Source organism: Psychroserpens burtonensis DSM 12212 (assembly GCF_000425305.1).
Classification (GTDB): Bacteria; Bacteroidota; Bacteroidia; order Flavobacteriales; family Flavobacteriaceae; genus Psychroserpens; species Psychroserpens burtonensis.
In genome coordinates this window covers 16,115-36,619 of record NZ_AUDE01000023.1, presented here as the reverse complement: position 1 = coordinate 36,619, position 20,505 = coordinate 16,115, and the positions used below count along the sequence as shown (strand labels likewise).

17 protein-coding genes are annotated in these 20,505 nt (G+C 33.3%); 9 read left to right on the top strand and 8 right to left on the bottom strand.

Going from position 1 to position 20,505, the window contains the following annotated elements; genetic code table 11:
- Positions 1–2 precede the first annotated feature (2 nt).
- Together H593_RS0110895 and H593_RS0110890 are read right to left on the bottom strand one after the other, a co-directional pair.
- The gene (locus H593_RS0110895) at positions 3–1,226 is read right to left on the bottom strand and encodes an NADH:ubiquinone reductase (Na(+)-transporting) subunit B (RefSeq protein ID WP_028872482.1); all 1,224 of its coding nucleotides are present in this window, start codon (positions 1,224–1,226) and stop codon (positions 3–5) included.
- Between the two features lie 76 nt (positions 1,227–1,302).
- Positions 1,303–2,652, bottom strand: coding sequence for a Na(+)-translocating NADH-quinone reductase subunit A (locus H593_RS0110890; RefSeq protein WP_028872481.1), 1,350 nt, complete (start codon positions 2,650–2,652; stop codon positions 1,303–1,305).
- Between the two features lie 168 nt (positions 2,653–2,820).
- On the opposite strand from H593_RS0110890, the gene H593_RS0110885 reads away from it, so the two are divergent.
- Positions 2,821–4,074, top strand: a complete 1,254-nt coding sequence (locus tag H593_RS0110885) for a type IX secretion system plug protein (RefSeq protein WP_028872480.1) — start codon at positions 2,821–2,823, stop codon at positions 4,072–4,074.
- On the opposite strand, the gene H593_RS18980 is transcribed toward H593_RS0110885, so the two are convergent.
- Complete coding sequence (locus H593_RS18980) at positions 4,071–4,592, bottom strand: cysteine dioxygenase (RefSeq protein WP_051229705.1); 522 nt, start codon at positions 4,590–4,592, stop codon at positions 4,071–4,073. The two genes, H593_RS0110885 and H593_RS18980, sit on opposite strands and share 4 nt — an antisense overlap.
- Before the next feature lie 94 nt (positions 4,593–4,686).
- Here H593_RS18980 and H593_RS0110875 point away from each other — a divergent pair, with 94 nt between their 5' ends.
- Both H593_RS0110875 and apaG read left to right on the top strand, forming a co-directional pair.
- Positions 4,687–6,048 (top strand): pyridoxal phosphate-dependent decarboxylase family protein, encoded by a 1,362-nt coding sequence (locus H593_RS0110875; RefSeq protein ID WP_028872479.1) that lies wholly within the window; start codon positions 4,687–4,689, stop codon positions 6,046–6,048.
- Positions 6,049–6,161: 113 nt separating this feature from the next.
- Positions 6,162–6,548 carry a Co2+/Mg2+ efflux protein ApaG gene (gene apaG, locus H593_RS0110870; RefSeq protein WP_028872478.1) on the top strand — a complete coding sequence of 129 codons (387 nt, stop codon included), beginning with the start codon at positions 6,162–6,164 and terminating at the stop codon, positions 6,546–6,548.
- Between the two features lie 75 nt (positions 6,549–6,623).
- On the opposite strand, the gene H593_RS0110865 is transcribed toward apaG, so the two are convergent.
- Positions 6,624–7,634, bottom strand: coding sequence for a DUF6695 family protein (locus H593_RS0110865; protein ID WP_028872477.1), 1,011 nt, complete (start codon positions 7,632–7,634; stop codon positions 6,624–6,626).
- 138 nt (positions 7,635–7,772) lie between these two features.
- On the opposite strand from H593_RS0110865, the gene pruA reads away from it, so the two are divergent.
- Positions 7,773–9,398 (top strand): L-glutamate gamma-semialdehyde dehydrogenase, encoded by a 1,626-nt coding sequence (gene pruA / locus H593_RS0110860; protein ID WP_028872476.1) that lies wholly within the window; start codon positions 7,773–7,775, stop codon positions 9,396–9,398.
- A gap of 144 nt (positions 9,399–9,542) precedes the next feature.
- Positions 9,543–11,324: a T9SS type A sorting domain-containing protein gene (locus H593_RS18975; RefSeq protein WP_037052096.1), complete on the top strand. Its 1,782-nt coding sequence runs from the start codon at positions 9,543–9,545 to the stop codon at positions 11,322–11,324.
- A 699-nt stretch (positions 11,325–12,023) separates the two neighbouring features.
- On the opposite strand, the gene H593_RS0110850 is transcribed toward H593_RS18975, so the two are convergent.
- On the bottom strand, positions 12,024–13,301 hold the full coding sequence (locus tag H593_RS0110850) for an Omp28-related outer membrane protein (RefSeq protein WP_028872475.1): 1,278 nt from the start codon (positions 13,299–13,301) through the stop codon (positions 12,024–12,026).
- A gap of 134 nt (positions 13,302–13,435) precedes the next feature.
- Here H593_RS0110850 and H593_RS0110845 point away from each other — a divergent pair, with 134 nt between their 5' ends.
- Positions 13,436–13,915: a TlpA family protein disulfide reductase gene (locus H593_RS0110845; protein ID WP_028872474.1), complete on the top strand. Its 480-nt coding sequence runs from the start codon at positions 13,436–13,438 to the stop codon at positions 13,913–13,915.
- A gap of 31 nt (positions 13,916–13,946) precedes the next feature.
- Positions 13,947–15,731 (top strand): DUF6029 family protein, encoded by a 1,785-nt coding sequence (locus tag H593_RS0110840; RefSeq protein WP_028872473.1) that lies wholly within the window; start codon positions 13,947–13,949, stop codon positions 15,729–15,731.
- Positions 15,732–15,921: 190 nt separating this feature from the next.
- Here H593_RS0110840 and rsmG read toward each other — a convergent pair whose 3' ends face one another.
- The gene (gene rsmG / locus H593_RS0110835) at positions 15,922–16,551 is read right to left on the bottom strand and encodes a 16S rRNA (guanine(527)-N(7))-methyltransferase RsmG (protein ID WP_028872472.1); all 630 of its coding nucleotides are present in this window, start codon (positions 16,549–16,551) and stop codon (positions 15,922–15,924) included.
- Between the two features lie 138 nt (positions 16,552–16,689).
- Here rsmG and H593_RS0110825 point away from each other — a divergent pair, with 138 nt between their 5' ends.
- Together H593_RS0110825 and H593_RS0110820 are read left to right on the top strand one after the other, a co-directional pair.
- Positions 16,690–17,784 (top strand): fatty acid desaturase family protein, encoded by a 1,095-nt coding sequence (locus H593_RS0110825; RefSeq protein ID WP_028872471.1) that lies wholly within the window; start codon positions 16,690–16,692, stop codon positions 17,782–17,784.
- Between the two features lie 32 nt (positions 17,785–17,816).
- Positions 17,817–19,001 carry a pyridoxal phosphate-dependent aminotransferase gene (locus tag H593_RS0110820; RefSeq protein WP_028872470.1) on the top strand — a complete coding sequence of 395 codons (1,185 nt, stop codon included), beginning with the start codon at positions 17,817–17,819 and terminating at the stop codon, positions 18,999–19,001.
- A gap of 518 nt (positions 19,002–19,519) precedes the next feature.
- Here the strand turns inward: H593_RS0110820 and H593_RS0110810 are convergent.
- Together H593_RS0110810 and H593_RS0110805 are read right to left on the bottom strand one after the other, a co-directional pair.
- Positions 19,520–19,744 (bottom strand): hypothetical protein, encoded by a 225-nt coding sequence (locus H593_RS0110810; RefSeq protein WP_157588826.1) that lies wholly within the window; start codon positions 19,742–19,744, stop codon positions 19,520–19,522.
- Positions 19,745–20,012: 268 nt separating this feature from the next.
- A complete protein-coding gene (locus tag H593_RS0110805) occupies positions 20,013–20,267 on the bottom strand; it encodes a hypothetical protein (RefSeq protein ID WP_028872467.1) in 255 nt (84 codons plus the stop codon).
- Between the last annotated feature and the right edge of the window lie 238 nt (positions 20,268–20,505).

Sequence of the window (20,505 nt, the reverse complement as noted above, 5' to 3'; positions counted from 1 at the left end):
AATTACGCAGTTTTAAGTTTTAAACGTCTCATACGACGCTTTACATTTCCTTGAACCACATAGTGGTCAATTGTAGGTGCGAATACATTCATTAACAAGATTGCCAAGAATACGCCTTCTGGATATGCCGGATTAAATACACGAATCATAATGGATATGAAACCAATTAAGAACCCGTAAATCCATTTTCCTTTATTTGTTTGAGAGGCGGTTACTGGATCTGTTGCCATATATACTGCTCCAAATAAAATACTACCAATAATTAAATGTTGCCAGAATGGTACATTCATTAATCCATAGAATTTGCTTGTTTCTCCAATCCATTCTGCAGAAACAACTCCGTTAAAAATTAATCCCATTGTAAGTGCTCCAATCAATGTCGATGCAATAATCCTCCAACTTCCTATTTTAGTAAAGATTAAGAATAGTGCACCTATAATAATTAAGAACTTTGAGGTCTCTCCAACAGAACCAGGAATTAATCCCCAAAACATATCTAAAAAACTAAAGTCTACCATATTACTCTGTGCATAACTTCCCAATATTGTTTCCCCCGAAATAGCATCTAAATTAGAACCATTTGCGATCATTTGATCACGTTCAACTGCTCCATGAACCCAAACTTTATCTCCAGACATCCATGTTGGATAAGCAAAGAATAAAAAAGCTCTAATGGTTAATGCAGGATTTAGAATATTCATTCCTGTACCTCCAAACACCTCTTTACCAATAACAACACCAAATACTACTGCCACAGCTAACATCCATAACGGAATATCTACTGGAACAATTAAAGGCACTAGCATACCCGTTACTAAGTATCCTTCTTCTACTTCGTGACCTTTGATTACTGCGAATAAAAACTCAACAGCAAGACCAACTCCATAAGACACGATTACCAATGGTAATACTTGCCACATACCTACAATTAAGTTATCCATCGTCCAAAATGTAGACGCTAAAAAACCAGTCGATCTTTCAATTTCACCTAAAGCTACATAATGTTGGTAGCCCGCGTTATACATACCAAAGACTAAACAAGGTAACAAGGCCATAATGACGATGTTCATTGTACGCTTTAAATCATCGGCAGCTTTGATATGAGTTCCATTATGAGTGGTCTCGTTTGGTAAATATAAAAAGGTGTGGAGTGCGTTAAACGCCGGCGCCATTTTAGTTCCTTTATATTTTTCCTTTAGGGTATGTAAGTTACTTTTTAAACTCATCTTTTATATGTTTCATTTTACTTTGAAAAACGAATACTCTTTTACTATTTTTCATTTTTTAAAGAAAATTTAATAATTATCCAATTTCCTTAAGCATTAAGTCTAATCCTTTTCTAATAATATCTTGATGTGGTTGTTTAGACACACAAATAAATTCTGTCAATGCAAAATCCTCTGGTGCAACTTCGTACATTCCAAGAGCTTCCATTTCATCTAAATCTTCATATTTACAAGCTTTTAAAATTTGCATTGGAAATATATCCAATGGAAATACTTGCTCATAAGATCCTGTAATTACAAAAGCACGATGTTCACCATTTGTATTCGTATTCAACTCATACTTTTTCTTAGGATTTAACCAAGAAAATGTTAAGGCTCTAGACGTCGAAATTTTATTAAATATTGGTTTGTTCCAGCCAAAAAATTCATAATCATCACCTTCAGGAATTACAGAAATCAAGTTATCATAAAAGCCTAAGCTTCCATCTGGATTCAATTGCTTTCCTGACAGCACATTCCCAGAGATAATACGATCATTACCCTCTTTATCAACGCCATTATCATAAATCATTGTTGCTATTTCACTACCAATTACCGTTTTAAAGTATCTTGGCTTTTTTACAGAAGAACCTGCAAGAGCTACTAAACGCTCAGCATTAAATTTCCCAGTAAGTAACAATTCTCCAATAATCACAAGATCTTGTGCATTCACCGTCCAAACCGTTTCTCCTTTGTTAACGGGATCTAATTTGTTAATATGTGTACCAACATTTCCGGCTGGATGTGGACCAGATATTTTGTGAACCGTAGCATCTTTCATATTGGCCAATGGTGAGTTACTCGACCCAACACCAATATGAACTTGACCTTCAGTTAATTTCGATAAAGCAGATACGGCTGCTTGTAACGCCTCTTCTTTTCCTGCAAGCACAAAATCTAAATCTGCAGCTAATGGCGCAGTAGAATATCCAGAAATAAAAATCGCCTTAGGTAATTTCTCTGGATTTGCAATCACATCATAAGGTCTCTGCTTGATAAAAACCCAACATCCTGAGGCTAATAAATGTGCCTTGGTTGTTGCGGCACCAGAATTCATATCGAATACACCAAAATCTTTGTGAGACTGAGTTTTATCTGCTTGAATCTTAACAGCATCTATGCGACGTTTTGGTCCTCTTTGCACCTCTACGACTTTACCAGAAACCGGAGACACAAACTTCACATCTTCATTTGACTTATTATAAAAAATAACATCGCCTGCTTGTAAAGTAGCTCCTTCTTTTGCTACAAGTTTAGGAATAACACTATGAAAATCTTCAGGCCGTATTGTACAGAAATTACTTATAATGGCTTGTTCAACTGTTTTATCAGCTTCACCTACAAGTTTTATATCCAGACCTTTTTTAATCTTAATGTCTTTTGACATACGCTTTATATTGAAATTAGTTGACTAAAAATCCGTGCAAATTTACGAATTTATTGAGTAATATAATAGCCCTATATTTTAAGTTTATTATTTTTAACGATTCTAAATAAGCTCTATAATTTTAAGGCACAGATTTTGTTTATATTTACAGTTATAAACAAAAATACGATGACTAAAACGTTTTCCATTCACTTATTACTAGTATTATTTGCTTTTCAAGGATTTTCACAAGTCGAAGAAATCAACCCTCCAGAACACATCAAAACCATCACCTTTAAAAGTAGAAGCTCACCACAAGGTCAACTTCCTATTTTGAGACTTGGTGAAGCCTTTTATTTAGAATTTGACGTCCTAACTGCTAATGAGCCAGATTTCTACTATGTTATTGAACACTATAATTATGATTGGACCGAATCAAACTTGGTGAAAATGGAATATATGGAGGGATTTGATAATTTTAGAATTGTAGATTATCAAAATTCATTCAATGCCTTTCAACTGTATTCACATTATAAACTACCTATTCCTAATAGACAAACAAGAGCGTTAACAAAAACAGGTAATTATTTGATCTCTATTTTTGATGAAAATGAGGAACTCATGTTCACACGAAAATTCATGATCTACAAAGAAGAAGTTGGCGTAGGAGTACAAATAAAGCGCAAACGAGATGTCCGTTTTATTGACGAAAAGCAAACGGTTGATATTATCATTAATTCGGGTAGCCTCAATTTAAATAATCCAATGGAAACGATTAAAACAGTTATCATTCAGAATAATAATCTCAATACTGCTATAAAAAATGTAAAACCACAATATATTATTGGAAAAGAACTCATCTACAGATATCTCAACGAAACATCGTTTTGGGGAAGTAATGAGTTTCGGTTTTTTGAAAATAAAGATGTTAGAGCAGCTAATATTGGTATTCAGTTTATTGATTTAAAAGACATTTATCATGGTTATTTGTTTACTGACATCCCGAGGTTTGATAGACCGTATACTTATAATCCTGACATTAATGGAAATTTTAAAATAACCGCAATAGATCGAGACAACGTAGATATCGAAGCCGATTATACAAATATTCATTTTTCTCTTTTACATCCCAAATTGACAGATGGTAGTAAAATTTATATTTATGGAAACTATAATAATTATGCTCTAGAAAAAGGCAACCAGCTAATATTTAACTCTGAAAGCGGAAACTATGAGTCTATTATGAAACTCAAACAAGGATTTTATAATTACAAGTATGTTATTGTTGATAGTAAAGGTAATTTAGACGAAGGTAAAATTAGTGGTGATTTTTGGCAAACAGAAAATAATTATAAAGTATTAGTGTATTACAGAGACTTAGGGGCTCGTTTTGATAAACTCATTGGATTTGGTGAAGCGACTTCTGTAAATATATCCAACTAATACTTATCGCTGTTGGTATCAAAATTTAGAGATCTTTTTACAAACTGCTGTGACTTTTCGTCAAAAGATTCACAATTCTCTATAGGCTTAGCGTAAAGATGTAAACTCATAGATCGCCCATCATGACCATTTTTCAACTTGTGAAACCCTTGACTATCATCCATAAATGTGACTTGATTGGTCTCTACGGTTTGAGAATCATCTGCAATTAAGTTATCATTGTCGTCCATGTTAAAAAACACTTCTTTCATCTCCCCTTCCAATAAATAGACCCAACAATCCTCTCCATCATGACCGTGAATTGGAGTTTCTTGACCATGCTCCCAACACAATAATATGAGCTCAAAATTTAAATCCTTATACAGGCAATTACGGGTGTATTTTTTACTAGACCAACTTTGGTAAGGTTTAAAATCTATAGTACTAAAATCAAAATCATTGAGCACTGCATTATACTCTTCATTTGAATTATTAGCTAAAAGGTCTACAAGTTTTTGAATGTTTTCAGGAGTTTCCAAGATGCGTTTTTAAGATTTAAGGATTTTTTAGTAATATGTTCGATAAAATAGGGATAAATTTACAAAAGTCAAAATTAAAGAATCAACTTAACACATGCATAAAGACCTAAAGTTATTTACTGAGCTAGTAGAATATCTCATTTCCGAAGAGAAAAACAATCCTGTTGCCACACCTATTGACACTTCTAAACTCTACAAAACATTAGACCTCAGCTTAAATGATAAGCCAACTATTGACGAAGATTTTATAAAAACATTGAAGGGAATTATAAAAAGCACACCTAAAACCGCTTCTACCTCCTTTTACAATCAATTATTTGGCGGTCGAATTGATAGAGCTACACTTGGTGATTTATTAGCAGTCATGTTAAATAATAGCATGTACACTTATAAAGTTGCGGGACCACAAGTTGGGATTGAGAAAACTATACTCAAAACCATTTGTGACATGATTGGATATCCAGATTCTGCAGATGGCACGTTTGCACCTGGAGGATCAATGAGTAATTATATGGCTGTATTAATGGCTAGAGACAAATATAATCCTTCGGCGAGAACAGCAGGAGTTTCAAATAAAATGACGCTTTACACTTCGGAAGCTTCGCATTACTCCATCGCTAAAAACGCGTCATTTATTGGTGTTGGAAGAGATCAAGTAAGACGAGTAAAAACGAATGATAAGGGTGAAATGTTGGCAGCAGATCTAGACCAGCAAATCTCAAAAGATATTGAACAAGGCTACCAACCCTTTTTTGTAAATGCTACCGCAGGAACGACAGTTTTAGGCGCTTTTGATGATGTAGAACGCCTTAGTAAAGTTTGTAAAAAACATGATGTATGGCTTCATTTAGATGGTGCCTATTGTGGTGCCGTTATTTTTAGCGATGAGTATAAGCATTTAGTAAAAGGTATTGAACACACTAATTCTTTTAGTGTCAATGCTCACAAAATGCTTGGCACACCTTTAAGCTGTTCAATTATAGTAGCAAAAGATAAAAAGCATTTAAACCAATCGTTTTCTAACGATGCAGAATATCTATACCAAACAGATGACGACGATTTTAATTTAGGAAAAACCTCTTTGCAATGTGGTCGTAGAAATGATGCTTTAAAATTTTGGACCTTATGGAAATCGGTTGGAAGTAACGGATTAAAAACGATTGTTGACCATCAATTCAATCTTGCTCAAATAGCTAGAGACTATATCAATCAGCATCCAGATTATACTTTATATAGTTTTGACGACTCGATATCCATATGTTTTAATTACAAAGATATTCCTGCACATACATTATGCACAGCACTATATGAAGATTCGCAACTTATGGTTGGCTTCGGAAATTTTAAAAATCAAGAATTTGTGAGAATGGTCACTATTAATAGCCTCTTACAAGAAAAAGATATTATGCATTTCTTTAAAACAATCGAAAAATTCACGAGTTCAACCGATTTATAATTCAATTAATCGATAGGCACCTCCTTAAAGTGTTAAAAATTTGCTTAATTCTAAAAAAGGGTGGAAATTAGTCTAAAAATTAATCTATAATTATAAATTATTTTAACAATTTAATGGTACAACAAGTTACATGCGGAATCAAAATCTCTGTCGAAACATCTTTCGAGGGTACATTTTATAAAAATTATAAGGTGCATTTTGCGTTTGGCTATAAAGTAACTATTGAGAACCAAAGTAAGGTTTCTGTTCAATTAAACTCAAGGCACTGGAGAATTTTAGATGCTCTTAATAATGATGAAATTGTTGATGGTGAAGGTGTAATCGGTAAAAAACCAGTCTTAAAACCTGGTGAATCTCATACCTATAATTCTGGATGCTTACTCACCTCTCCCTTTGGTGCAATGCATGGTCATTACAATATGATTAATTTCACAGATTCTAAAAAATTCAAGGTAACTATACCTTCATTTAAATTAAGTGCTCCTTTTGCGCTAAACTAAAGTGTTCAGTAAAAAACCAATTGTTTTCCAATAATCTTTCTTTTTAGCCTCTCGTTTTGCAATCTTCTATCGGTACTACTCTCTGTCCAAGTCAAAATTTTTCAGGTACTCAAATCTGTAAGTTGTTTCGTTTTGTTTGATTTGAAAAAATTTACAATTAGAATAATGCAAAAATTTATAGTTTGAATTATAGTCAAAACCTTCTGAAGTAAGTTTATAGATCCCGTCGCAATGCACATGTCCGTCAGGTGAAATTCGTCGAAATCTGTATTCGGTTTTAGAATCTAGATTATAAACTTCAAACCAGGCTCCAACTCCAATACCACCAAGCCATTGCGCTTGATCACCTTTAACATGGTTGTGCGCTGGTTCTAGATTTCCAGTCAAACCTCTGTCATGACCTTTCAGAGTATCTAGAAACATCTGTCTATTCAATCTACTAACTGTAGAGTTAAACTTTGAGATTTTGCCAATGTCAGATACTATATAAACATAGTTCGCAGTATCAGCAATAACAACATTACCAACTGTACTAGGCGTAAAACCTTTAGATTTAATAAGTTTAGATTTTATAGACGTATTTGTAACGCTAGCAATCAAAACATTTGTCACAAAACGAGCACAATTACACGCGTCTTTTACAAAAGCTGCATACCTTATAAATCCCTGATTTTGTATCGATTCTATATACCCTCTCGCTTTTTTATAATTTATGACATCACAAACCGAAGCATACATATTTCCGTTACCATGTGTTAATGTTGGATGTGTTGCCAAAAACTTCAAGATCTCGTCTAAATTTACAATTCTATTATCCTTTATTTCTGCGGAAATTGGAAAACGCAATTCAAAATCGGTCTCTTTACCACGAAGCCTTCCGCTAGGAACAGGCGCAATATATCTCCCAAAATCATGATATTCTAGAACACCTGTTGACTTATTAACTAAAACCAAAGCCGCATGACCAGCTCTTACGTGTTTTCTATTTCCGATGAAAAAAAAACTTAAAAACTTTGAGTACCATTCTTCTGCATGTGAGACAATGGTTTCTGGATAGGCGAGGATTATGATTATTCCGTCGTTCATGGTAATAATTAAGGTGACAACTTACAAAAAATTACCGGTTATTTTAACCTTGTTTTAATACTTTGAAATTCGTTAGTCGTCAAAAAATTGTAACTTTACAGTTACAAAATAATAACCAAATTAAAAATACATATTAAGATGGGAAAAGGATTTTTCAACGTACCAGTAGCTATAAATGAGCCTGTTAAATCGTATGCTCCAGGGTCTCCTGAACGCGATGAAGTTTTACAGGCATACAAAAAGATGTTTAATGAAACTATCGATGTGCCCTTGTACATCAACGGGAAGGATGTAACGACAGGAAACACAAAAACCATGTCTGCACCTCACGATCATCAACATGTTGTTGGAACCTATCATGTAGCAGAAAAATCTAATATAGATGATGCTATTGCTACAGCTTTAGAAGCTAGAAAAGAATGGTCTCAATTACCTTGGGAACAACGTGCTGGTATTTTCTTAAAAGCTGCCGAATTAATCGCTGGACCTTATAGAGCAAAAATAAATGCAGCTACAATGATTGCACAATCTAAAACAGTTCATCAAGCAGAAATTGATGCTGCATGTGAATTGATAGATTTCTTAAGATTTAATGTACAGTTCATGACAGATATTTATCATGAACAACCAGATAGTACAAGTGACGCTTGGAACAGATTAGAATATCGTCCATTAGAAGGGTTTGTATACGCGGTAACACCTTTTAATTTTACTGCAATTGCTGGAAATCTTCCTGCTTGTATGGCGATGATGGGTAACGTTGTGGTTTGGAAACCTAGTGATAGTCAGATATTTTCGGCAAAAATCATAATGGATGTTTTTAGAGAAGCTGGTGTTCCTGCTGGTGTTATTAATGTTGTCTTTGGTGATCCAGAAATGATTACAGATACGGTTATGGATAGTCCAGATTTTTCTGGATTACACTTCACCGGATCTACGTTTATCTTTAAAGAGCTCTGGAAAAAAATCGGGAATAACATTCATAATTATAAAACATATCCAAGAATTGTAGGAGAAACTGGTGGTAAAGATTTTATTGTTGCTCACAAAAGCGCCAACCCAATACAAGTAGCAACCGCTATTTCCAGAGGTGCATTTGAGTTTCAAGGTCAAAAATGTAGTGCTGCTTCAAGAGCTTATGTCCCTTCAAATATGTGGGAGACGGTAAAGGAACGTGTTATTAAAGATGTGAAATCTTTTAAAATGGGTTCTCCAGAAGACACCAACAACTTTATTACCGCAGTAATTCATGAAGGCTCTTTTGATAAACTAGCAAAATTTATTGACCAAGCTAAGACGGATACTGATGCTGAAATTATTGTAGGTGGAAACTATGATAAAAGTAAAGGTTACTTCATAGAGCCTACAGTGATAGTGACCACTAATCCAAAATACACAACCATGTATACAGAGTTATTTGGTCCTGTAATGACGATATTCGTTTATGATGAAAATGATTTTTCTGAAACATTGAAACTTGTGGATGAAACTAGTGAATATGCATTAACTGGTGCTATTTTATCAAGTGATAGATATGCAATACAGGAAGCTACAAATGTGTTACAAAACTGCGCAGGAAACTTCTATATTAACGACAAACCTACTGGAGCAGTTGTTGGTCAACAACCATTTGGAGGAGCAAGAGCATCTGGAACAAATGACAAAGCAGGAAGTGTTCTTAACTTATTACGTTGGGTCTCACCAAGAATGATTAAAGAAACATTTGTAACACCTACGGAGTATCGTTATCCATTTTTAGGTTAATTAAAACTTAATTCTATTTATAAATCCTCAGACTTAACAGTTTGAGGATTTTTTTTTGCTTTTCACCCTAAAACATTAGGAACACATAATTAACTTACTGAAACGTTGTATCTTGTGAGGCGAAATCAATTCAATTCATATACAATGAAAAAACATTACATTTTACTTCTATTAATACTTCCTTTACTCGGTCAATCTCAAACTATTGAGTTTGAATCAACTATTGCGGCAGATTTATCTGGATATACTGGTATTACAGAATTTGCAGGTTTAGGTGAGTATGAACTGTTTTTAGATACAGATACTGGTATTCTAGATAAACCTATAATTCTTATTGATGGGTTTGATCCAGGTGACACAAGAACGATTTCTGGTTTATATGACTTATTAGATTTCACAGGGTCTGAAGGAAATCAAAATTTAGGAGATCTTGTAAGAGCAGAAGGGTTTGACATCGTTGTACTCAATTTCCCTTCTTATTTTAGACTTGATGACACCGGTAATACACTTTTAAATATCGATGATGCTACTGATGTCAATGGCGATTTAGTAATTGATGAAATAGACTATCCAGGAAGCACTCTTGTTAATGGCGGTGCAGATTTTATTGAGCGCAACTCCATGTTACTTGTAGATTTAATCAACACACTTAACACAAATAAAGTGGGAGATGAAGACCTGGTCATTATCGGCCCAAGTATGGGTGGATTAATTTCACGTTTTGCTCTAAATTACATGGAAAACAATGCTCAAGATCATGAAACACGACTTTGGATTTCTTTTGACTCACCTCACCTAGGAGCTAATGTTCCCTTAGCGTTTCAACATCAATTTAACTTCCTTGGCTTTGGTCTCGGTGACGGGTTAAACGTTGAAGCATTGCAACCTGTTGTCAACGGACTTTTAAAATCTCCAGCAGCAAGACAATTATTAGTTGATCATTTTGAATCACATTTATTAGCTGGTAGTGATGTTAATTTTGATCCAACAAAGTTGTTACCAGAACCTCATCCCTATAAACTCGTTTTTGATGCTAATATTAATGCCTTAACACCAACTGGATATCCTCAAAACACAAGAAATGTATCGATGATAAATGGGAGTGGTATTGGCGCACCATATCAATCTTTAATGGGAACTGATATAACTCCTGGATTTACGGTTATTGATGATACGTTTAACAATGTAGGGCCATCAACAAACGCGACAATTCAAATCAATTTAACACCTGCAATTAATACCACTGCACAAATAAGTAAAATAAATGTTGTTTTTCTAGGCTTTATAGATATTTTCAATATTGAAGTTAACGCACAAGCACCTAGTTTTTCAAATGGTGTAGATGCAGCATCTGGTGGTCTTTTTGATCTTGGAGGATTTACAGAAGGTTTGGGAGGTGATCCATTAATTGATAATTTCATATTAGCATTACAGCTAGATAAGTTTAGTTTTATACCCTCTGTAAGCGGTATGGCTTTAGAGATTACTAACAATGAAATAGATTGGTTTTTTGATATCAATCTAGGGGATCCTGACAGTTCGGGTGACACCACTAACACGACACCATTTGTAAATTGGTATATGCCAGATGAGAATGAGAACCACGTACAATTAACAGAGCAAAATGTGGCATTTGCATTAAGTGAAATTATGCCAGAGACCTTATCAAACGTTGAATTTGAAAACTTTGTCACTCTTAAAATTCAGAAAAACCCAATTGATAGTGATTTAACGATACTTAGTAACAAGGTTCTCGACCGTGCTATGATTTCAATAGTTGACATCACTGGTAAATCTGTATATCAATCTAATCAAACTCTAGATAGACGATTAACAATACCGTTAAATTTAGATTCTGGAGTATATATCCTTAATATCATAACGAAAAATAACTTTAAGTACAGAACTAAGGTTATTATGAAGTAAATAAATCCAAATTTGATACGTAAAAAAGAGGCTAGATTATCCAGTCTCTTTTTTTTACATCATGTGCATTGAAATAAGTTTAAGTTATTAAAATTTAATAATCTAAGTTTTAACTATAGGTTAAATTTCTTAATATTAATAACTCAAAATGTATATCGATGCCTTTATGATTTGAAAGAAATCCCAAATCTTCATAAACTCTAATTGCTCTTGAGCTTTTTTGTCAATAGTTAATTTCAATACTTAAAAAATTCGTTCTTTAACTATTCTCATAGTCCATTCAAACCTCTATTTCCTATACCAGACTCCTCTTTTATGTATCTATTCTTACAACTTTTATACACACTCTAGTATACCCTATATCAGCTAACATTGAAGAAATGACAACTATAACGTTTCAATAATTTGAGCGCTCTAATTTTTAACAACTAGTAGTTCTTGTTTTTTTTAAACGCTACAAGATATTATTTAAGTAAAGGGATTTTAAAATTTTCTGTTTTAGTTCCAAGTTCATTTTCAGCACTTGTTTCCACTAGTATCGAAATATTATTTTTTACGCTTTTCTAAAGTACGTTATTAAATTAATTTAGAATATTGTCTAAATTCTGTAGGCCTAATTATTAAGGATGGTGAGCAGTTTAGAACAAAAAAAGGCTAGATATTTGATATCTAGCCTTTTTTAAATTATGTATTATATGATTAGTCGAAATCTTTAGTCTCTCCTAAATCTGCTTTTTGAACATTTAACACCCTATTATCTGGTCCAACTACAAAAGCAACTAGCTCTAATTCACCAGTGTTTTGTACACTTCCTGGAACAGTTAATGTGTAATTCGCAGTATAAGTACTACCAGTAACTGAATCTTCAACAGGAATATCGTCACCATAAACATCTGTTAACGTTGTCCTTGCTGTATGATTATGCACAAAATCTACAATAGGGTTTCCTTGTTGGTAATAAGGGCTAGAAGGATCTCCATTATAAAAATTAACTTGAGGATATACTAAACCATTTTCTAATAAATACACGACGATTCTATTTTGAGAATCAGCTTTTAAATCATAATGAACGTTTACCTCTGCAGTTATTGTAGTACCAGAAATAGATGAGTTTATTGCTAACCCCATGTTTTGTCTGTTAGCTAAGAGCGCAACTGGCTGATTTGTAGATTCGTTCCAGCTAATTGTTCTATTGACTCTTCCTTGAGGAAAACCATCTATACCGAAAGTATTTAATAGTGAAGTGATATTTGGAAAAGGCATATCATTATCATCGTGTAATGCCACAGGAATGATATTAGCGCTTGCTGCAACTGCTTGTTCTAAAGCGTATGCTAATCTCGGACAATATTGACACCAAGTTCCTGTATAATCTTCAACCAGTACTTTAGTTGTATGTGTAGACTCCACCGCTTTAATTTCAATGACATTAGATGTTAATGTCGTGTTATCTTCCAACGTAAAAACCGCTGTAACATTATAAACTCCTGCACTTGCAAAAGTAGCTGGATTAGTTAATGCACCTGACTCAGCAGCATAAGTCACAAGTCCTGTTATATTATTACCTAAATCATCTGTTACTGCAAACGTTGCACTACCCTCATCAAACCAAAACGAATCAGTATCTGCAAAAATTGTTATTGCCGTTGGCACTGGCACTGCTTGTACAGTTATTATTGTAGAATTTGTTAAACCTCCATTAGTAGCTGTAACTTCAAAGTCACCTACAATATTAAATGTGTAAGGATTTGAAATTACTGTATTCCCAATTTCTAACTCTGAACTCGCTGTTACATTTGTTCCTAAATTGTTTTCTACTATAAAAGTTACAGATTCTCCAACAAAAACAGACGAAGAGTTTCCACTTACTGTGATAGAAGTTGCTGAACCAGAATCATCATCGGAGCTACTACAAGCAAATGCAAAAACCACGAAGGATAACACTACTAATTCTTTTAAAATACTTTTAATTTTCATCTTTGGTATATTTTTTGTTTTTGATTAAAATAAGTCAGATTATCTCACTTTTTTTTATTTGAAAGCAGCAATTTATAATTTATTTGCTTAAATCTTCAATAATAAAACACTAATTTTAACAAAAAAATTAACAAATGAAACAACTTCTCTATATACTACTATTTGCAGTAAGTTTAAATCTTATAGCCCAGGAAAACTTACCTAACGCCGTAATTAAAAGTTTAGATGGTGATAGAACAACCTTACAAGAGATAAGCGAAGATAATGACCTTATTGTTGTGTCACTGTGGGCAACTTGGTGTGTTCCTTGTAAAAATGAATTAGATGCCATAAATGATGTATACACAGATTGGCAAGACGAAACTAACGTTCAAGTTTATGCAATTTCGGTAGACGATTCTAGAACAGTAAGTAGAGTAAAACCCTTAGTTAATGGAAAAGCTTGGGATTTTACGATATTATTGGATACTAATAACGATTTAAAAAGAGAATTAGGAGCTTCTACGGTGCCACTTACATTAATAATTAAGAATGGCAAAATTGTTTTCAGACATTCAGGATATACACCAGGTTCTGAAGCTGAACTTTTTGAAGAAATTAAAAAACATTCTTAAACTTAAGAATAAGCCAATCAACTACCCTTACATGAAAAAAATCGCGATTTTATTTTTGCTCATACTTCCTATATTAAGTTTTGCACAAGAAACAGTTGAAGAAAAAGAATCTATAATTAAACAAATTTCAAATAACTTAGCAGGTAGTTTTGAGTCTAATGCGCAATGGTATGTTAATGATAACGTTTTAGGAAACTTCGACGACCCTATTCCTGAGTTTGATTTGGCAAATAAACATTTAAGAGCAAATAGCTATCTACGATTAGATTATAGTTTTTTAGATAACTTTACCATTGGCGTGCAAGTGGAAAGCTACGAACCACTGCCTTTACTAAGCTACTTTCCTGAATATAAAGGGACAGAACTATCTAATTATTACATCAACTTTAGAAATAAAAAACTAGATATTACTGCAGGTCATTTTTATGAGCAATTTGGTAGTGGCTTATTATTAAGGACTTTTGAAGAAAGGCAATTAGGCCTCAATAATGCCTTAAGAGGTGGACGCATAAAATACATGCCAACCAATTATTTAAATTTGACTGCATTATATGGTAAACACAGAATTGGTTTTGAACATTCTAAAGGAGACGTATTTGGTTTAGATTTAAATATTGATTTAAAAGAAGTGTTAGGTATTGAAAGGTTATCTCGATTTAACTTTGGCGCAAGTTATGTTGGTAAAAGCGAAGATTTCATAGCTCCTGTTGATGAGTTCGATCCAGACAACACTTTTGACACTCAGGACTTTCCTGAACTAATTAATTCATATGCATTTAGATTTAATGTAGACTTTGGTGAATTTTTTGTTAACTCGGAATATTCTTTGAAAGGTGAAGATATTTCATTTTCTTCGGCATCACTAGGACAACCAGAGATTATTGAAGGGAAATACTTTGATGGTAGTGCCATGCTACTAACAACAGGCTATACCGTTAAAGGCTTTGGAGTATCTAGCACATTTAGACGTTTAGAGAATATGTCGTTTTTCTCTGATAGAGATTTAGTAAAACCTGGTAACAATGCTTTTGGAATGGGAAGTGTTAATTTTACTCCAGCACTAACAAAACAACAAGATTACTCCTTGTCTAATATCTATTTATATCAAGCACAATCCCCATTATTTATTCAAAATTATGGTGGACAAGCAGGAGAAATTGGTGGACAAATCGACATCTATTATTCCTTTAAAAAAGGATCAAAAATTGGCGGTAAATATGGCACAAAATTAACTGCTAACATGTCTTACTGGTCACTTTTGGATGCTACATTTGATCAAGATAATTCAACTTACACCAGTGAGCTATTTAAATTTGGGGAAAAACTTTACAAAGACATTAATTTTGAAGTAAAGAAAAAGTGGTCTAAAGATTGGAGTAGCGTATTATTTTACCAAAATTTAAAAATCAATAAAAATCTAGCCATTGAAGGTTCTTACATCCCCGATGATGAAGCAATAACTTCTAATATTATCGTTGCTGAAACCACAAGAAAATTTGGCAATGGAAAATCAATAAGACTTGAAGCACAACACCTATCTGCTAATAAAGATTTAAAAAATTGGGCTGGAGCTACATTGGAGTATGTCGTAAATCGAAACGTGGCTTTTTACGTTGCAGATATTTATAATTATGGTAATGATATTGAAGAAGATCAAAATCATTACTATAATTTTGGAGGAAGCTATACAAAAGGCGCAACTAGAGTAGCACTTAACTACGGTAGGCAACGTGGTGGATTATTTTGTGTTGGAGGCGTTTGTAGATTTGTTCCTGAAAACACAGGCTTATCGTTAAATATTTCAACTGCTTTTTAGAACTAAAATAAGAAAACGAAATAATTTTTTAAATACAATAAAAAAACCATCGTGTTGTTAGTCTTCTTTTGTTATCTATTTGTGTAAATAGAAGAGCTCGTTTAAAAAGTAAATTTAATTGTTTAACTCTTATCTTTAGGATTATTTTCCATCGCAATCATTTCTGCTAACTTTTCGAATAGCCTGTTTTTTACCCGCGATATTTTAACGGTAGATGCACGACTTTTTTAGTGTCAAAAAACTCATCTTTAAAATACGCTTCTAGTTTATAAATAGTGGCTGTTTTGTACGGTTCTAGTTCTTCAGTTAAGTCACCTCCTTTGAGATATAAAATCCCGTTTTTAAGATCGTGTCTTTGCGTTTTAGAAATTTTACCTTTGACCCAATGCACAAAAGTTGGCATCGCAGCCACAGCTCTGCTCACAATAAAATCAAATTGTCCATTAATGTCCTCTACTCTGCTATGTGTAGTTGTAACGTTTGTGAGCCCTAAGCCTTCAACGACTTCGTTCACCACCTTTATTTTTTTTGCGATACTATCTACCAAATGAAATTGACATTCTGGATAGAGAATCGCTAAAGGTATTCCTGGAAACCCACCACCTGTGCCAACATCTAGAATATTAGAATTAGGTTTGAAATGAACCACCTTAGCAATACCCAAAGAATGTAGAACATGTCTTAGATACAACTCATCAATATCTTTTCGAGATACGACATTGATTTTCAAATTCCAGTCTTTATAAAGGACTTCCAATTTTTTGAACTGTAGGATTTGATCTTCAGTTAAATCTGGGAAATATTCTTGGATGAGCGTCATTTTATAAGGTTTTGACAAAAGTATGTCTTTTTATGTGGATATTTTTAAGATTTTATTATCCTTAGCAGAGCTTTTATTAATTATCTTTGCTAAAATAGAAACATGTGATTTTTCACCTTGTATCAAAAAATTAATAGCATGATTAAACAAACCTTAACCTTTTCTAGAACAGACTCTGCTAAATTCTTTAGAACGCTAAACACGCGCGTTAATGGCTATTTCAAAGAAAATAACATAAAAAAAACAGGAAACTGGAAGCTGTACATAAAAGCAATAATAATGTTCTCATTACTTCTTGGGCCATTAGTGTTACTATTGACCGTTGATCTACCAACTTGGTTACAGATTATATGCATGATGGTTATTGGTATTGGAATGGCAGGCGTAGGCATGAATGTCATGCATGATGCAAACCATGGCTCTTTTTCTAGTAAAAAATGGGTTAATAGACTAATGGGAAGTAGCATACACATATTGGCTGGTAATGACTATAATTGGAAAGTACAACACAATGTGTTACACCATACATACACCAATATCCAGGGACATGATGAAGATATTGATGCTGGGAGAATAATTCGGTTTTCGAAACATTCAAAATGGTTGAGAATACATCAATATCAAAAATATTATGCGTTTTTACTGTATGGTTTATTAACTGTTAACTGGGCCATTACGACAGATTTCAAACAAACCTATACCTATCTTAAAAGAAAATTATCTTATGGTGATTTCCCTAATCCTACTGCACAATGGACGAAGTTAATTATTGGTAAGATATTATATTATTCCATTTGGGTGGTCTTGCCTATCGTTTTAGGTTATGCTTGGTGGCAAGTTTTAATAGGATTTCTAATTATGCATTACACCGCTGGAATTATTCTAAGCGTCGTCTTTCAACTAGCACACGTAATGCCAAATACTGAAATGCCTATGCCTGATGAAAATGGAACAATGAAAAATACTTGGGCCATTCACCAATTATTTACGACATCTAATTTCTCTCCTAAAAGTTGGATTATCGAGTTTTATACGGGAGGCTTAAATAGACAAGTTGAACACCATTTATTCTCAAATATAAGTCATGTTCACTATAAGAATATAGCCAAAATAGTAAGAGAAACTGCTCATGAATTTAGTTTACCTTACAACGAGTACAATTCTATTTGGATTGCTATTTCTGAACATTATCAGCAATTAAAAGAATTAGGCAGAAAGCCAAGTATCGCTTAATGTAATTTGTAGTTTAAAAATAAGTAATCACAATGAGCCTACTTTCAGAAAGAGTTTTAAACATGTCCACGTCTGCTACTTTAGCTATGGCAGCTAAAACAAGAGAGCTAAAAGCAGAAGGAAAAGATATTATTGGTTTAAGTTTGGGTGAGCCCGATTTTAACATACCAGACTATATCAAAGATGCAGCAATACAAGCTGTAAACGACAACTACAATTCATACACACCTGTTGATGGTTATGGAGAATTGAAAGATGCAATAATTACTAAATTCAAAAGAGATAATAATCTCAGTTATAAGCCTTCTCAAATCGTAGTATCTACAGGCGCAAAACAATCGTTAGCAAATATCGCTGCGGTTTTAATCAATACAGGAGATGAAGTTATTTTACCTTGTCCATACTGGGTGAGTTATAGTGACATCGTTCAACTTAATGAAGGTGTTCCTGTTGAAGTAAAAACGTCAATAGAAAACGATTTTAAATTGACACCTCAGCAATTAGAAGCAGCAATCACGCCAAAAACTAAAATGATTTGGTACAGCTCACCTTGTAATCCAAGTGGATCAGTTTATAGTACCGAAGAATTAAGAGCATTAGCAGATGTGCTTCAAAACTACCCAAACATTATAGTTATTTCAGATGAAATTTATGAGCATATCAATTTTATTGGTAGTCATGCAAGTATGGCACAATTTGATGATATGTTTGATAGAACTGTAACCGTAAATGGTGTCTCAAAAGCATTCTCTATGACTGGTTGGAGAATTGGTTACATTGGAGCTCCAGAATATATAGCAAGAGCCTGTACCAAGATGCAAGGCCAAATCACGAGTGGAGCAAACTGTATCGCTCAACGTGCGGTGATTACGGCTCTAAATGAGTCGCCATCTCGCATACAATTTATGGTTGACGAGTTTAAAGTAAGACGGGAATTAATCCTTGGATTACTAGAAGAAGTTGAAGGCTTTAAAACCAATGTTCCAGAAGGCGCATTTTACGTATTTCCTAATATTTCTTTTTTCTTCGGAAAAGTCTTAAAAGGACATAACATTGAAAATGCCACAGATTTCTCGTTGTTTTTATTAGAGCATGCAAATGTTGCTACAGTAACTGGAGTGGCTTTTGGAAACCCAGATTGTATAAGAATATCTTATGCAGCGTCACAAGAGCAGATTATTGAAGCAATTAAACGAATTAAAGACGCTGTGAGCTAAGGAGTATCCAAATAAAATACCATACAAACAGCTATAATAACAAGGATTATAAAAAAGACAGAAAAACAATCTGAATTCTTTTATAATCCTTTTTTGATTTCAATCGTATTTGTTCCAATACTTCTGGACTTGCCTTAGGGAAATCAAATTCTGGTTTTCTACTCTTTTCATAATCTCCAAGAGTTTTTTATAAACCTCGAAGACTTATCGAGTTTAATACTATTATTACTCTTTAATAAGCGTATCATGGATTCTCCTAAACGCATATATTTTTAAATTATAATAATTAAAATTAACACGACGATGCAAATAAATATCAAAATAGTCTTAATACAATCCGCCTTTTGCTCTCTAATCATATTTGATTTGATCTTTTCCAAAGCTTCTGCTGTCGCTTCAGGAAAACCATAAGGTCTTTCTTTGCTATAGCGTCTAGACTTATCCTTATTAAAAGCTGAGTGATTCTTTCTCCTTCGATTATTATTCTTTAAAGAATTAATCATGGTCATCATTGCTCCTTACCCTCCTATATTTATTTGCTTTATAAGGTATCTTCTATTTTCTCTTCGAATTTTTATTCTAATACGTCTCAAAATATGAGGGGAAACCATTGGCATTACATAAGGCTTATAACTTAATTCTTTACGAAATCCTCTATTCATTTTAGTAAACGGAACGCGTTTTCCATTATTTAATAAACTTCTATTATTACCAACTGTAGCATTCATTGATGAAATTCCCATAATATCTTTATTTACACTAAAATATCTTCCAGCAATCCAACTGTCAAAATTAAAGTATATCAAACCGCACACACCTAAGTACGCCGACAACGTCTTGAATAAAATGTAAAAGATAATATGAGTAAATGCTCAGTAGTATCAGTTAAAAGATCTTGTAATAATAGTTTATCCTATATGAAGTTTGACATCACTACTGTAAATTAGAATTATGTTTCAATTACTCGAAACAGAAACGAATTAACGCCAATAGCTTTTTACATTTTTGGAGTTATAAGATAAACGCCAATACTGTTGCGAACACAGACAATTTTAAGAGAGTTTCAATACTTGAAGTAAATTGATATTGTCTGCTTTTTAAGAGTTGCTTAATACCAAAGATTGATGTTGTATTTGTGTGGTGTATATTATAATTTACAACCGACTTATAATGAGAGTTTAATAAACCCTCTGGTCTAACAAATTCGGTTTCTAATCTAAGTATGGGTGACGGCTCTAATTTTTGTGATGTTACTACTAATTCCATGATTATTTGATTTAATTGATTACACTAATAAGACGTGCAGTCGAATAAAATGTTACAATACACTTCATTTGTAAACCGTTAAAAACCAACGTAAAACTCTCGAAACACCCGTGGATATTAATATTTCCGAAGAAAAAATATTTATAAACTATTTTGAGATATCCGCGTTGACAGCTCTAATCTTATCCACAGAAATTGAATTATCCATAGGTTAGAACAAGCCGAAAATTCAAAGCAT

Coding starts and splice junctions, on each gene's coding strand:
- H593_RS0110885 (WP_028872480.1), top strand. CDS start 2,821: ATGACTAAAACGTTTTCCATTCACTTATTACTAGTATTATTTGCTTTT.
- H593_RS0110845 (WP_028872474.1), top strand. CDS start 13,436: ATGAAACAACTTCTCTATATACTACTATTTGCAGTAAGTTTAAATCTT.
- H593_RS0110895 (WP_028872482.1), bottom strand. CDS start 1,226: ATGAGTTTAAAAAGTAACTTACATACCCTAAAGGAAAAATATAAAGGA.
- H593_RS0110850 (WP_028872475.1), bottom strand. CDS start 13,301: ATGAAAATTAAAAGTATTTTAAAAGAATTAGTAGTGTTATCCTTCGTG.
- H593_RS0110840 (WP_028872473.1), top strand. CDS start 13,947: ATGAAAAAAATCGCGATTTTATTTTTGCTCATACTTCCTATATTAAGT.
- H593_RS0110810 (WP_157588826.1), bottom strand. CDS start 19,744: ATGGGAATTTCATCAATGAATGCTACAGTTGGTAATAATAGAAGTTTA.
- H593_RS0110875 (WP_028872479.1), top strand. CDS start 4,687: ATGCATAAAGACCTAAAGTTATTTACTGAGCTAGTAGAATATCTCATT.
- H593_RS0110865 (WP_028872477.1), bottom strand. CDS start 7,634: ATGAACGACGGAATAATCATAATCCTCGCCTATCCAGAAACCATTGTC.
- H593_RS0110825 (WP_028872471.1), top strand. CDS start 16,690: ATGATTAAACAAACCTTAACCTTTTCTAGAACAGACTCTGCTAAATTC.
- H593_RS18975 (WP_037052096.1), top strand. CDS start 9,543: ATGAAAAAACATTACATTTTACTTCTATTAATACTTCCTTTACTCGGT.
- H593_RS0110820 (WP_028872470.1), top strand. CDS start 17,817: ATGAGCCTACTTTCAGAAAGAGTTTTAAACATGTCCACGTCTGCTACT.
- H593_RS0110805 (WP_028872467.1), bottom strand. CDS start 20,267: ATGGAATTAGTAGTAACATCACAAAAATTAGAGCCGTCACCCATACTT.
- rsmG (WP_028872472.1), bottom strand. CDS start 16,551: ATGACGCTCATCCAAGAATATTTCCCAGATTTAACTGAAGATCAAATC.
- apaG (WP_028872478.1), top strand. CDS start 6,162: ATGGTACAACAAGTTACATGCGGAATCAAAATCTCTGTCGAAACATCT.
- pruA (WP_028872476.1), top strand. CDS start 7,773: ATGGGAAAAGGATTTTTCAACGTACCAGTAGCTATAAATGAGCCTGTT.
- H593_RS0110890 (WP_028872481.1), bottom strand. CDS start 2,652: ATGTCAAAAGACATTAAGATTAAAAAAGGTCTGGATATAAAACTTGTA.